Origin of the sequence: Bradyrhizobium sp. CCBAU 45394 (assembly GCF_028128655.1) — a bacterium.
GTDB lineage: Bacteria > Pseudomonadota > Alphaproteobacteria > Rhizobiales > Xanthobacteraceae > Bradyrhizobium > Bradyrhizobium diazoefficiens.
The window spans coordinates 627,903-642,554 of sequence record NZ_LBIX01000177.1 but is presented as its reverse complement, the minus strand read 5'-3'; the positions used below and the strand labels follow the sequence as shown (position 1 = coordinate 642,554).

At 65.1% G+C, this 14,652-nt stretch carries 8 protein-coding genes; 2 read left to right on the top strand and 6 right to left on the bottom strand.

What is annotated here, in order from left to right; translation table 11 throughout:
- Positions 1-45 precede the first annotated feature (45 nt).
- Both yghU and WN73_RS43740 read right to left on the bottom strand, forming a co-directional pair.
- Positions 46-921 (bottom strand): glutathione-dependent disulfide-bond oxidoreductase, encoded by an 876-nt coding sequence (yghU, locus tag WN73_RS43745; protein WP_011085723.1) that lies wholly within the window; start codon positions 919-921, stop codon positions 46-48.
- Positions 922-1,034: 113 nt separating this feature from the next.
- Entirely contained in the window at positions 1,035-2,693 is a 1,659-nt protein-coding gene (locus WN73_RS43740) for a flavin-containing monooxygenase (RefSeq protein ID WP_271558412.1), read from the bottom strand.
- Positions 2,694-2,961: 268 nt separating this feature from the next.
- Between WN73_RS43740 and WN73_RS43735 the strand changes: the two genes are divergently transcribed.
- Both WN73_RS43735 and WN73_RS43730 read left to right on the top strand, forming a co-directional pair.
- Positions 2,962-4,095 (top strand): nitronate monooxygenase, encoded by a 1,134-nt coding sequence (locus WN73_RS43735; RefSeq protein WP_011085721.1) that lies wholly within the window; start codon positions 2,962-2,964, stop codon positions 4,093-4,095.
- A 116-nt stretch (positions 4,096-4,211) separates the two neighbouring features.
- The gene (locus WN73_RS43730; protein WP_092192920.1) at positions 4,212-5,729 is read left to right on the top strand and encodes an acetyl-CoA acetyltransferase; all 1,518 of its coding nucleotides are present in this window, start codon (positions 4,212-4,214) and stop codon (positions 5,727-5,729) included.
- A 149-nt stretch (positions 5,730-5,878) separates the two neighbouring features.
- Here WN73_RS43730 and WN73_RS43725 read toward each other — a convergent pair whose 3' ends face one another.
- The 4 genes from WN73_RS43725 to WN73_RS43710 all read right to left on the bottom strand — a co-directional run bounded on the left by WN73_RS43725 (position 5,879) and on the right by WN73_RS43710 (position 14,541).
- The gene (locus tag WN73_RS43725; RefSeq protein ID WP_271558411.1) at positions 5,879-7,081 is read right to left on the bottom strand and encodes an efflux RND transporter periplasmic adaptor subunit; all 1,203 of its coding nucleotides are present in this window, start codon (positions 7,079-7,081) and stop codon (positions 5,879-5,881) included.
- Positions 7,068-10,247: an efflux RND transporter permease subunit gene (locus WN73_RS43720; RefSeq protein WP_271558410.1), complete on the bottom strand. Its 3,180-nt coding sequence runs from the start codon at positions 10,245-10,247 to the stop codon at positions 7,068-7,070. The genes WN73_RS43725 and WN73_RS43720 overlap by 14 nt, the downstream gene beginning before the upstream one ends.
- A gap of 169 nt (positions 10,248-10,416) precedes the next feature.
- Entirely contained in the window at positions 10,417-12,111 is a 1,695-nt protein-coding gene (locus tag WN73_RS43715) for a methyl-accepting chemotaxis protein (protein WP_271558409.1), read from the bottom strand.
- Between the two features lie 237 nt (positions 12,112-12,348).
- Positions 12,349-14,541 carry a methyl-accepting chemotaxis protein gene (locus WN73_RS43710; RefSeq protein ID WP_039184072.1) on the bottom strand — a complete coding sequence of 731 codons (2,193 nt, stop codon included), beginning with the start codon at positions 14,539-14,541 and terminating at the stop codon, positions 12,349-12,351.
- Positions 14,542-14,652: the final 111 nt, after the last annotated feature.

Sequence of the window (14,652 nt, the reverse complement as noted above, 5' to 3'; positions counted from 1 at the left end):
CCTACGAAGCTCCCCGCACGCGGGGAGAGGCGAAGACAGCGACACCTACGTCGCCGGCGCGAGCTTGTCCTGCGTCTTGGTTTCGAAATCGGATGCGTCGTGGCGCTCGTGGAGCTGGCTGGCGGGGTCGCCGGAGACGCGGTTGACCATGCGGCCGCGCTTCACGGCCGGACGCTTGGCGATCTCGTCGGTCCAGCGCTGCACGTTCTTGTAGTCCTGCACCGAGAGGAATTCGCCGGCGCCGTACACCAGCCCCTTGGCGAGCGCGCCATACCAGGGCCACACCGCGATGTCGGCGATGGTGTACTCGCTGCCCGCGAGATATTCGTTGTCGGCGAGGCGCCGGTCGAGCACGTCGAGCTGGCGCTTGGTTTCCATCGCAAAACGGTCGATGGCGTATTCGATCTTGGTCGGCGCGTAGGCGTAGAAATGGCCGAAGCCGCCGCCGAGGTACGGCGCGCTGCCCATCTGCCAGAACAGCCAGGACATCGCTTCGGTGCGGGTCTTGATGTCCTTCGGCAGGAAGGCGCCGAACTTCTCGGCGAGATAGAACAGGATCGAGCCGGACTCGAACACCCTGACGGGCTCAGGGCCGGAGCGGTCCATCAGCGCCGGGATTTTCGAGTTCGGATTGATGTCGACGAAGCCGCTGCCGAACTGGTCGCCGTTGCCGATCCTGATCAGCCAGGCGTCGTATTCGGCCCCCTTGTGGCCGAGCGCCAGAAGCTCCTCCAGCATCACCGTGACCTTCACCCCGTTCGGGGTCGCCAGCGAATAGAGCTGGAGCGGATGGCGGCCGACCGGCAGCTCCTTGTCGTGGGTGGGGCCGGCGATCGGGCGGTTGATGCTGGCGAACTGCCCGCCATTCTCCTTGTTCCAGGTCCAGACTTTGGGCGGCACGTAGGCGGGGACGTCAGTCATGCGGGGCTCCGGCGGAAAGATGCGCCTGCATTAATTAGCCCGCGAGCGGCCGATGACAAGCCCTGCCGGCTCTGCGTCCGGCGCGGGCCTCACGCCGGTGTCATGCATCCGGCCTAACCCGTCACCACCCTGCGCGGCTGCTCCGCCCGTGTCATCACGAACCCCTCATACCCCTTCCCCGCGACCTCGTCGCAGATCCGCCGGTAGACCCCGACGCCGCCGATATAGGGCATGAAGATGCGCGGCTTGCCTGGGATGTTGGCGCCCATGTACCAGGAATTGGCCTGCGGATAGAGCGTGCCATGGGCAACTTCGTTGACGTGCGCGACCCACTTGTCCTCCGCCCCTCCGTCCGCCTCCATCGTGGCGAGGCCTTGCTTGCGCATGTGGAGGAGGCAGTCGGCGATCCAGTCGACATGCTGCTCGATCGACACGATCATGTTCGATAGCACCGACGGGCTGCCGGGCCCGGTGATGATGAAGAGATTGGGAAAGCCTGCGCTCATCAGGCCGAGATAGGTCTTGGGGCCCTCGGCCCATTTCTGGTTCAGCGTCCGCCCGCCGCGACCGCGAATGCCGATCCGGGCGACCGATCCGGTCATGGCGTCGAAGCCGGTCGCCATCACCAGCGCATCGACCTCGTGATCTGCCCCCGCGACACGGACAGCGTTCGCGGTGATCTCCTCGATCGGATTGGTCTTGATGTCGACCAATGAGACATTCGGCCGGTTGAAGGTCGCGAAGTAATCCGTATCGATGCAGATGCGCTTGGTGCCGATCGGATGGCTGTTCGGCTGGAGCAATTTCGCAGTGCTGGCGTCCTTGACGATCTCGGTGATCTTGCCGCGCACGTAGTCGGCGGCGGTGTCATTCGCGGCCAGATCCAGGCCGAGATTGTTGTAGGCGTACATGAAGGTGAGCCCGCCGCGATCCCAACGCGCCCCGTATCTGGCGTGCCTGTCATCCTCGCTGTCGTCGAGAGCGCCGCGATCGGGCTGCTCGGCATAGATGCCGTTGCGCGCGACCTCGCGGGCGAAGCGACGGATCTCCGAATAGTTGTTGCGGAACGCATCGCGTTCCTCATCGGTCAGCGTGGCGTTGCGGGCGGGAATCGAGAAATTCGCGGTGCGCTGGAAGACGGTGAGATGCTTTGCCTGCTCGGCAATGATGGGCGCCGACTGGATGCCGGATGAACCGGTGCCGATGAGGCCAACGCGCAGGCCCGTGAAGTCCACGGGCTCGTGCGGCCAGTTGCCGGTGTGGTAGACGGGACCTTTGAAGTTTTCGAGACCCTTGATGTCGGGCTTGCGCGCGTTCGACAGGCAGCCGGTGGCGAGCACGACGAACTTCGCTTCGACCGTCTTTCCGCCGGAAATCGTCACCGACCAGCCATTAGTCTGTTCATCGAAGACAGCGCGCTCGACGCGCGTGTCGAACTGGATGTCGCGGCGCAGATCGAAACGATCCGCGACATGGTTGGCGTATTTCAGGATCTCTGCCTGCGGCGCGTAGCGTTCGGTCCAGTCCCATTCCTGCTGGAGCTCCTCCGAGAACGAGTAGGAATATTGCATGCTCTCGACATCGCAGCGCGCGCCCGGATAACGATTCCAGTACCAGGTGCCGCCGACCCCGCCGCCCTGCTCGTAGACTCGCGCCGAGAAGCCAAGCCTGCGCAGCCGATGCAACATGTACATGCCGGCAAAGCCGGCGCCGACGATGACCACGTCATAGGCTTCACTGGCCTCGGCCGGACTCGATTGCGCTGGCGACATCGGTTGGCGCTCCCTCGTTGTTGTCTGTTGTTGTTCGCCAGCATTCTCTCACGTCGGCCAAAGCGCAAGAGGCTCATTCACGGCCGCCGCTCCGCTTATTTTGCGCGACGGAATGGCTCCTCGCGTGGCGTGGCGCCTATACGCAAGATGCGCGGCGAAATCCGGCTTGGCATCGCCGGCGACGATGGGTTAGCGTCGCACGGCCTTCGCCAAGGACAACAAGAACGCAAAGCAATAACAGCAACGCGACGGCCGCCGGGAGAGAGCCATGAAATCGCCGATCTGCGACATGCTGGGCATCGAGTTCCCGCTGCTCGCCTTCAGCCATTGCCGCGACGTCGTCGCCGCCGTCAGCCGCGCCGGCGGCTTCGGCGTGCTAGGTGCCACCGTGCACACGCCTGATACGCTCGAACGCGAGCTGAAATGGATCGACGACCACGTCGACGGCAAGCCCTACGGCATCGACGTGCTGATCCCCGAGAACATCTCGACGGCGGGCGAGAAGGACGTCACCTGGAAGAGCCTGGAAGCGCGCGTGCCGCAAGAGCATCGCAACTACACGCGCGACCTCCTGAAGAAGTACGACATCGAGCTGACGACCACTGAAATGGCCGACAACCAGCCGCAGCCGTTCGACGGAAAGACGGCGCTTCAACTGCTCGAGGTCTCGTTCAATCATCCGATCAGGCTGATCGCGAACGCACTCGGCGTGCCGCCGAAAGCGATGATCGAGATGGGCAAGAAGCACGGCGTGCCGGTCGCAGCTCTCGTCGGCGCCAAGGAGCACGCGCTGCGCCAGGTCGCGGCCGGCGTCGATATCCTCGTGGTCCAGGGCACCGAGGCCGGCGGCCATTGCGGCGAGGTGTCGACCATGGTGCTGGTGCCGGAGGTGATCAAGGCAATCAAGAAGATCCGCGACGTGCCGGTGCTGGCGGCCGGCGGCATCATGACGGGACGGCAGATGGCGGCCTGCATGGCGATGGGCGCGGCCGGCGCCTGGACCGGCTCGGTGTGGCTCGCGACCGTGGAAGCCGAGACGACGGAAATCTTCCGCGAAAAGATGATCGCCGCGTCCTCGCGTGACGCGGTGCGCTCGAAGGGACGTACCGGAAAGCCCGCCCGGCAGCTCCGCTCGGTGTGGACCGATGCCTGGGACCGCGCGCCGGAGAGCCCCGGTGCGCTGCCGATGCCGCTGCAAAGCATCATCAGCCGCGACGCCTTCAATTCGATCGACCGCGCGGCGGCGGCTGGCAACGCCAGGGCGCGCGATCTCGTCAGCTACTTCGTCGGCCAGGGCGTCGGCCTGATCGACAGCGTGAAGTCGGCGGGCGCGGTGGTGCAGGAGTTCAAGGAAGAGTTTGCCGAGGCCGTCGAGCACATGAATGAGCTGGTGGCGGAGTAGCACCCACATCGTCATTGCGAGCGTAGCGAAACAATCCAGACTGCCGCCGCGGAAAGATTCTGGATTGCTTCGCTTCGCTCGCAATGACGAAGCAACTGATATCGTGAATTGAGGCCATGACCGACAATACCAACATCCCCGAAGACCGCATCCCCGTCATCGTCGGCATCGGCGAGATCGTCGACCGCCCCAAGGAGATCACCGAGGGCCTCGAGCCGTTCGATCTGCTCGAACAGGCGCTGCGGCGCGCCGAAGCGGATGCCGGGGCAAAGCTGCTCGGCGAGGTGCAGTCGCTCGACGTCGTCAACTTCCTGAGCTGGCGCTACCGCGACCCGGAAAAGCTGCTGGCGCAGCGACTCGGGATCACGCCTTCGCATTGCTATTACGGCCCGGTCGGCGGCGAGAGCCCGATCCGCTACATCCACGAGGCCGCAAAGCGCATCGCGCGCGGCGAATGCAGCGTTGCCGCGGTCTGCGGTGCGGAGGCGCAGTCGACCGCGACCAAGGCCGAGCGCGCAGGCGCGAAGCTGCCATGGACGCCGTTCGCGCATGATGTCGAGGAGCCCAAGCGCGGCGCAGCGTTCCAGAAGCCGCTGGCCGTGAAGCTCGGCGTGTTCCGGCCCGTCACGGTCTATCCGTTCTATGAGGCGGCCTCCTCCGCTCATTGGGGCCAGACGCCGCGCGAGGCGATGGCGGAATCGGGCACACTGTGGTCGCGCTATTCCGAGGCCGCCGCACAAAATCCAAACGCCTGGCTGAAGCGACGCTATGCGCCGGACGAGATCACGACGCCGACCGCGGACAACCGTCTCATCGCCTGGCCTTACAACAAGCTCATGGTCGCCAACCCCAGCGTCAACATGGGTGGCGCGCTGCTGCTCACCAGCCTTGCCAGGGCGCGCGCGGCGGGTATCGCCGAGGACAGACTGGTCTATCCGCTCGGCGGCGCCTCGGCGGAGGAGCCGCGCGACTATCTCCTGCGCGACCAGTTCTACGAGAGCCATCCGCAGAATGCGGTGCTGAAAGCCGCGGTGGACCTCGCCGGCGGCGACGGCACGGCATTCGAAGCGATCGAGCTCTATAGCTGCTTCCCCTGCGTGCCCAAGATGGCGCGGCGGACGCTGGGCCTTTCCGCCGACGTGCAGCCGACCGTGACCGGCGGCCTCACCTTCTTCGGCGCGCCGCTCAACACCTACATGACGCATGCGGCCTGCGCGATGGTGCGGCGCCTGCGCGATGGCGCCAGGCTCGGCCTGCTCTACGGCCAGGGCGGCTTCGTCACCAAGCATCATGCGCTGGTGGTTTCGAAGGCGCCGCCGCGCGCGGCGCTGGCGCAGGAGACGAGCGTGCAAGAAGAGGCCGACCGCAACAAGCGCGCGGTGCCGAATTTCGTCGCGGAAGCCTCGGGCAAGGGCAAGGTCGAGAGCTTTACGGTGCTCTACGGCCGCGGCGGGGATGTCGAGCACGGTGTGGTGATGCTGCGCACGGAAGATGACCGCCGCACGCTGGCACGGATTCCGGCGGGTGATACCGCGACGCTGGCGCATCTCCTCAACATGGATCGCACGCCGGTCGGCTCGCTTGGCGAGATCGCGATGGCCGGCGATGGCGTACCGGAGTGGCGGGTATCCTGATCTCCCTCTCCTCGTTCTTACGGGGAGAGGGTCGGGGTGAGGGGCTGCGTCCGCAAACACCGTGAGAGTTGGACTCGCGGAGAGTCCCCCTCACCCGAATTGCTTCGCAATTCGACCTCTCCCCGCAAGCGGGGCGAGGTGAAGAAAAGCTAGCTCTTCGGCGCCTGCTTTTCCGACGCGGTGGCCGGCTTGCCCTTGGCGCCGGCGCCGACGACGCGGACCTGATCGCCGTCGGACAGGCCGTCCGGCGGAGCGGTGATGACGCGGTCGTCCGGCGTGATGCCTGAGGCCAGCTCGATCTCGCGGCCGAGATCGCGGGCGATGGTCACGGTCTTGAACAGCACCCTGTCGTCCGCACCGACGGTCGCCACACGCAAGCCGCTGCCGTTGAAGATCAGCGCGCTGGCGGGAATGCTGAGCGGCGCGGAGTCGCGCTGGAGGCTCAACTTCACGCTGGCATAGCCGCCGGGCATTAGTTCGCCCGAGGAATTGTCCAGGCCAAGCTGCATGCGCGTGGTGCCGGAGGCAACGTCGACGGCCTGCGAAGACGCTTCCACCGTCGCCTGGAAGGTCCGGTTCGGATACTCCGGCAGCGCGATGGTGGCCTTCGCGCCGATCTTGATGGCCGGCACGTAATTCTGGGGCACGTTGACATAGACGCGCAGCTTGGTGATGTCCGAGACCACGAACATCGCCGGGCCCGAGCCGCCACCGGCATTGATCAGCGCACCGACGTCGGTATCGCGCGCCGTGACCACGCCGTCGAACGGAACGGTGATCTTCTTGTAGCCGGCCAGCGCTTCCAGCCGCTCGACATTGGCCTGTCCCGAATGCACCGCGGCGTTCTTGTTGGAGAGATCGGCGGTGCGCTCGTCGATCTCCTGCGCGGAGACGAAGTTGGAGGCGACCAGCGTCTTGCGCCGGTTCAACGTCGCTTCCGACAGCCTTGCGCTGGCCTGCTGGCTGGCGAGGTCGGCGCGGGCCTGCAGGAGCTGCTGATCGAGGTCGGGCGCCTCGATCTCGGCAATCACCTGCCCTGCCTTGACGCGGGCCCCCATGTCGGCGCTCCAGCTCTTCAGGTAACCCGACACGCGCGCGAAGATCGGGGCACGGTAGTAGGCTTCCAACCGGCCCGGCAGATCGAGGCTGGCGTTGAGCGCCTTGGCGTTGGGCTGCGTCACCGCGACGCTGGGAACGGCCTGATCATCGGTCCATTCCTTCAACTTGGTGCCCTGCTCCTCGCGCGCGCGGATGCCGGTGCCGACGACAAGGCCTGCCGCAATCAGCGCCACCACGCCGAAGATGCCCAGTTTCCGGTGCGACACCGGGGAGCGGGATTCAGTGGGCGACATGCGGAGTCTCCAAGGGGGCGGCGGCTTCGGCGCCTTGTTTCTTGTGTACCATGCTGAACACCACGGGAACAAACATCAGCGTGGCGAAGGTTGCAAAGATCAGGCCGCCGATCACGGCGCGGCCGAGCGGCGCATTCTGCTCACCGCCCTCGCCGAGGCCCAGAGCCATCGGCGCCATGCCGATGATCATGGCAAGCGCGGTCATCAACACCGGGCGGAACCGGACGAAGCCGGCTTCGAGCGCAGCCGCAACGGGATCGCCGAGCTCCGCGTAGCGCTCGCGCGCAAAGGAGATCACGAGCACGCTGTTGGCGGTGGCAACCCCCATGCACATGATGGCGCCGGTGAGCGCCGGGACCGACAGCGTGGTCTCGGTCATGAACAGCATCCACACGATGCCGGCGAGCGCGGCCGGCAGCGCCGTGATGATCACGAACGGGTCGGACCAGGACTGGAAATTCACGACGATCAGGAAGTAGATCAGTACGACGGCGCCGAGCAGGCCGAACAGCAGGCCGGTGAAGGCGCTGTTCATGGTCTGCACCTGGCCGAGCAGCACGACGGAAGATCCCTTCGGCACCTCCTTCGCGGTGTCGGCGATCACCTGGCGGATGTCGGCGGCAACCGCGCCGAGATCGCGGCCCGAGGTCGTAGCGAAGATCTGCACCATCGACTGGATGTCGTATTGCGACACCACCGCGCTCGACGTCGAGCGCTTGATGTCGGCGATGCCGCCGAGGATCGGCGACTGCGCGTTGCCGGTGGCGGTGATCGGCAGCGTCTGTAGCGCGCCGAGCGAGTCGATCTGGTATTGCGGCGTCTGCATCACGATCGAATAGGACACGCCGTTATCCGGATTGAGGTAGTAGGTCGGCGCCACCTGCGAGGAACCGGCAAGATTGACCACGAGACTGTTGGTGACGTCGCGCTCGGTCAGGCCGACATATTGCGCACGGGTACGGTCGACATCGATATTGAAGGTCGGGTTGTTCGGCGATTGCTGGATGCGCGCATCGGCAACGCCGGGAATCTTGCGGACCTTGGCCAGCAGATTGTTGGCGTAAGCGAAGTTGGCGCTGATATTGGCGCCGCGGATCTGAAGGTCGATCGGCGCCGGCGCACCGAAGTTCAGGATCTGGCTGACGATATCGGCCGGCAGGAACGCGAAGCTGACGCCGGGGAACAGCCGCGGCAGCCGCTCGCGCAGCACGCGCACATGCTCTTCGGTCGGCTTGTGGCCTTCCCTCAGCTTGATCTGGATGTCGCCGTCCTGCGGGCCGATCACGCCCGTGTTGTTGTAGGTCATGTTGATGCCGGAGATCGGCATGCCGATGTTGTCGGTCATGGTCTCGATCTCACCCGGGATCAGCTTGCGCACGGCCTTCTGCACGTCGGCGAGCCGGTTCGCGGTCTCCTCGACGCGGGTGCCAACCTGGGTGCGGACATGCATCAGGATGTTGCCGGCATCGACCGCGGGGAAGAAGTTGCGCCCGAGGAACGGCACCAGCGCAAAGGACGCGCCGACCACGCAGAGGAAGCCGATCACGAACACCGCGCGATGCGCCAGCGCCAGCCCAAGGAAATCATGGTAGCCGCCGCGAATGCGCTCGAAACGCTTCTCGAACCCGCGCTGGAACCAGACCAGCGGATTGCGCGATGTCGGCGGCTCGCCCTCGTGGTGGACATGCGCATGCAGCAGATAGTTCGCCATGGTCGGCACCAGCGTGCGCGACAGGATGAACGACCAGATCATCGCGAACATCACCGCTTCGGCCATCGGCACGAACAGGAAGCGCGCGACACCGGTGAGGAAGAACATCGGCACGAACACGATGCAGATGCAGAGCAGCGAGACGAAGGCCGGCGTGACGATCTGGTTGGCGCCGTCGAGGATCGACTGCTCGACCGGCTTGCCCTGCTCCAGATGGTAGTTGATGTTCTCGATCGTCACGGTGGCGTCGTCGACGAGGATGCCGACGGCGAGCGCGAGACCGCCGAGCGTCATGATGTTCAGCGTCTCGCCGATCGCCGAGAGCATGATGATGGCGCCCAGCACCGACAGCGGGATCGAGACCGCGATGATGATGGTCGAGCGCCAGCTGCCGAGGAACAGCAGGATCATGACGCTGGTCAGCAGCGCCGCGATCACGCCCTCGAAGGCGACACCTTCGATCGCGCCGCGAACGAACACCGACTGGTCGCCGATGAAGCCGATCTTCAGCGCGTCCGGGAGCTGGTCCTTGACCTCGATCACCTTCTGCTTGATGCCGGCGATGATATCGAGCGTCGAGGTCGCGCCCGCCTTCAGCACCATCATCAGCACCGAGCGGTTGCCGTCGACATGAACGATGTTGGTCTGCGGCGGATTGCCGTCACGCACGGTCGCGACATCGCGCACATAGACCATCGCGCCGTTGACGGTCTTGATTGGGAGGTTGCCGAGCTCGTCGATTTTCAGCGGCGAGTTGTTGAGCTGGATGTTGTATTCGAAGGTGCCGATCTTCTGGGTGCCTACAGGCGTGATCAGGTTCTGCGCAGCCAGCGCATTGGCGACGTCCTGGCCCGACAGGCCGCGGGCCTGGAGCGCGGTCGGGTCGAGATCGATCTGGACCTGGCGCTGCTTGCCGCCGAACGGATACGGAATCGCCGCACCAGGCACGGTGACCAGCGGGGTGCGCAGATTGTTAATGCCGATATCGGCGAGGTTCTGCTCGGTCAGGCCGTCGCCCGACAAAGCCACCTGGATGATTGGCACGGTCGAGGCGGAGTAGTTCAGGATCAAGGGCGGCGTCGCGCCCGGCGGCATCTGCTTGAGCAACGTCTGCGAGATCGCTGTGACCTGTGCGTTGGCAGTGCGGATGTCGACGTTCGGCTGAAAGAAGATCTTGATGATGCCAAAGCCGTTATAGGAGTTGGCGACGATATGCTCGATGTCGTTGACCGTCGTCGTCAGCGCACGCTGGAACGGCGTCGTGATGCGGCCGGACATCTGGTCGGGCGGCAGGCCGGTGTACTGCCAGACCACGCCGATCACGGGAATGCGGATGTCGGGGAAGATGTCGGTCGGCGTCCGCAGGGCTGCCAGCGGTCCGATGATCAGGAGCAGGAGCGCGAGCACGACAAACGTATAGGGTCGGCTCAGGGCAATACGGACCAGAGCAATCATGCGCCAGGCAATTCCAGGTCAGGCAGGGATACGGAATCCGCCCCCACGGGGATCCTGTTTCCCCTTTACCTGAGCACCGCCGGAAACGCTAATCACCGGCAGCTTTCCTGCATTCACTTCCCTGCTACCGCACTGCGAAATCGGCATCGCAGCTATGCGGCCGCACACGTCACGCTGCGCGGACGGAGTTCAGGAACTTGCCGACCTCGAGCTTGAGGCGGTTGGAGTCGCGGGACAGCATCTGCGCCGCCGACAGCACCTGCGAAGACGCCGATCCGGTTTCGGATGCGCCGCGCTGGACGTCGCCGACATTGGAAGACACCTGCTGGGTGCCGTTGGCCGCCTGCTGCACATTGCGGGCGATCTCCTGGGTCGCCGCGCGCTGCTGCTCCACGGCTGCGGCGATCGCCGAGGATATTTCGGAAAGGCGCGCGATGGTGCCGGAGATTTCGCTGATGGCGCCGACCGATTCCTGCGTCGCCGCCTGGATGCCGCCGACCTGCTGGCCAATCTCGCCGGTCGCCTTCGCCGTCTGTTCGGCGAGCGCCTTGACCTCGGAAGCCACAACCGCAAAGCCGCGGCCGGCCTCGCCGGCACGTGCCGCTTCGATCGTGGCGTTCAACGCCAGGAGATTGGTCTGGCCCGCGATGGCATTGATGAGCTCGACAACGTCGCCGATCCGAGAGGCCGCCCGCGACAACTCGCTGACGCGTTCGGTGGTGGCGTGCGCCTGGCTGACGGCCTCGCTCGCAATCCGGGTGGAATCCTGCACCTGGCGACCGATCTCGTGGACCGACGACGACATCTCCTCGGCGGCCGATGCCACCGAATGGACGTTGGTGGAAGCTTCTTCCGAGCCGGCTGCGACCACCGTCGCCAGTTCCTGCGCCCGGCGCGCCGTCGAGGACAGCGTCGAGGCCGACGCCTCGAGCTCGGTCGCAGCTGACGACACGGTCTCGACGATCTCGCCGATCGCGGCCTCGAAGCCGTCGGCAAGTTTGGTCATGCCGGCCTTGCGCTGCTCCTCGGCGCGGCGCTGCACCGCCTGGACCTCGTCGCGGCTGAAGCGGATGATGGTCTGCACGGTCTGGAGGTTGCGCAGCGCCTCGCCGATCTCGTCATCGCGTTCGATGACGATGCGGTTGTCGAGCTTGTCCTGCACGAGGTTGAGCATGGTGTCGTTGAGGTGCCGCATCGGGCCCTGGATCGCGCGCATGGTCGCAAGGCCGGCGAAGCCGACGATGGCGATGCCGACCAAGGCCAGCAGCGTCAGATCCAGGCTGGTCGAACCGCCGGTGGAGAGCGCGCCGCCGATGCCGAGCGCCAGCATGAACAGCGCCTGGAGCGTCATCGTCGTGACCAGGCGCGCCTTCAGCGTCCCGGTGAAGACGCTGAAGCGATCGAGCAGCGAGCGGCGGCGGATGATGCCGGCATCGACGCGATAACCATGCGGCTTCTTCTCGCGGATCGCGGCATAGACCTCTTCGGCGAGCTTGCGCTGGTCGGCCGGCAGCCTGGTGCGGATCGAGGTATAGCCGGTGACATGGCCGTTCTCGCGGATCGGCGAGGCCGTCGCCAGCACCCAGTAGAAGTCGCCGTTCTTGCGGCGGTTCTTCACCGCGCCGAGCCACGGCTTGCCGGCCTTCAGCGTGTCCCAGAGATTGTCGAACGCCTCCGGCGGCATGTCGGGATGACGGACGATGTTGTGCGGCTGGCCCATCAGCTCGGCCGACGTGAAGCCGGCGGCGGCGAGGAAATCCTCGTTGAAGTAGGTGAGCTTGCCCTTGAGGTCGGTCCGGGAGACGATCAGTGTCTCGTCACTGACCGGATATTCGACATCAGTGACAGGAAAATTCTTGCGCATCGAAGCCCCCAAAGACCGAATTCAGTCTGAAATCATTCCAATCAGGACTGCCGCAGCGCGAGACCGCCCTCGCCCAATTCTTGAAAATCCGCTTTAACCATCGATGAAACGATCTGTCCGCAAGACTACGGGTACCCCTCGTAACGCCACCTAAAAGCGACATCATGCTACCGGAAGAATGAAAGGAGCGACGTTTTTGGCGCCGCTCCTCGCTCGATCGACGGGTTGTGCGAGGGTCTACGCGGCGCGGACGTTGGTCAGGAACTTGCTGACCTCGTTCTTGAGCCGGCCCGAGTCGTTCGACAGCATTTGCGCCGCCGACAGCACCTGCGAAGAGGCCGTGCCGGTCTCGGTCGCGCCATGCTGCACGTCGGTGATGTTGGAAGAGACCTGCTGGGTTCCTTGCGCCGCCTGCTGCACGTTGCGGGCGATCTCCTGCGTGGCCGCGCCCTGCTCTTCCACCGCGGCGGCGATCGCCGACGAGATCTCCGACAGACGCTCGATGGTCGAGGAGATTTCCTTGATCGCGCCGACCGAGTCGTTGGTCGCAAGCTGGATGCCGGAGATCTGCTGGCCGATCTCGCCGGTCGCCTTCGCGGTCTGCTCGGCGAGCGCCTTCACCTCGGAGGCCACCACGGCGAAGCCGCGGCCGGCCTCGCCGGCGCGTGCCGCCTCGATAGTGGCGTTCAGCGCGAGCAGGTTGGTCTGGCCGGCGATGGTGTTGATCAGCTCGACGACGTCGCCGATGCGGGCGGCCGCCCTGGAGAGCTCGCTGACGCGCTCGGTGGTGGCTCGGGCTTGGCCGACGGCGTCGCTCGCCATCCGCGCCGATTCCTGCACTTGACGGCTGATCTCGCCGACCGAAGAGGCCATCTCCTCCGTTGCCGAGGCCACCGACTGCACGTTGCCCGATGCCTGGTCTGACGCCGCAGCGACGACCTTGGTAAGCTGTTGCGCCCGTTCGGCGGTCGAGCTGAGCGTTCCGGCCGAGGATTCCAGCGCACCGGACGCGGCCGACACCGTCTCCACGATGCCGCCGACCGACGCTTCGAAGCTGTCGGCCAGCTCGTTCATCGCGCGCCGGCGCTCGCGGTCGGCAGCCGCCTGGTCCTGGGCACGCTGCTCGATGCTGCGCTTGATGTCGCCCTGCATCGACCTGAGCGACGTCGCCAGCCTACCGACCTCGTCGGCCTGCTCGATCCCGAGCTGCTGATTGAAATCGCCCTTGGCGATGCCATCGGCGAAATTGGCACAATCCTGGATCGGCCGCGCGATCTTGCGTGCGGCGAACGAGATCAGGAAGATCGCCGCCAGCACGATGACCAGGCCAACGCCGAGCTGCCAGAACGTGTTCGAGGTCGCACGGGCACTGAGCGAGGCGTCGAGTTGCCTTGCAGACGCAAGCACCACGTCGCGGGGGATCGAGATCACGATCGACCAGGCGTTCTCGGTGAGCCCGAAGCGGATCGGCGCATAGATGTCGATGTTGGCGAACTTCGGATCGTCCTGCACCGTGCCCTTGCCGGCCTTGACGATGGCGAGGCTTTCACTCCAGCGAGCGTCGGCCTCGGAGGCGTTCTTGCCGATCACGTCCTGATTGGCGCTGTTGGCGACGATCAGCCCGGTGTCGTTGAGGATCGCGACCTTGCCCTTGCCCTCGAACAGCGAGCCGTTGATCTTGACGGCCAGCTTCTGCACGAAGTCGAGATTGTAGTCGGCGCCGGCGACACCGCGGAATTTGCCGTCGATCATGACCGGCACCGACATGGTCGCGAGGAAGACGGCCTTGCCCTGAACGATGTATGGCAACGGACCCAGGATGTTTTCCTTACCCGTGGTGTTCGGGTTGATGTACCAGGCGCCCTTCACGAGGCCGTTGGGATGCCGCTCGCTGCTGTCGTACTCGACGAGCGGCTGAACGGCGATGGCGCCGCTGGCGTTGCGCGTCCAATAGGGCAGAAAGCGGCCGGTATTGTCCGATCCCGCCTCCTTGCGTCCCTTGAACGACGCATCGTCACCATCCAGCGCGCCGGGTTCCCAGGCCGAGTAGGTGCCGTTGAAGGCAGGGTTGAGCTCGAGCACGTGACGCAGAAGCGCGTTGAACTGGGTCCGCCGCGCCGCGATCGGAGTGCCGGTCTTCTCGTCGGCGAGGATCGCGAAGGCATGTGCGGTGGTGCGCGCCGCATCAAACCCGACCTCCAGCTCAGCCTTGATGGCGTTGGCTTCGGTGGAGGCCCGGTTCATGAGGCTCTCCTTGGTCTGACGGTCGACCAGCTGCATGACCTCGTGGGTCACGTACTGGTTCATGCTCTGCGTGGAGAAGAGGCCGTAGCCGATCAGCACGATGCACGTCACTGCCAGGCAGAGGCCGGCGATCAGGGCGATCTTCAACTGGATGGAGCGAATGGCGGAAAATGAAAACAACTTCACGATTGAGTCTCCAAAACACTGCGACGAGTTAAGGTTCGCAGGGTTGGGAACCCGTAAAGAATTGGAACCGTACGACCCACGTGAAAAATAAGTCAGCAGGCGCCAAGCCAT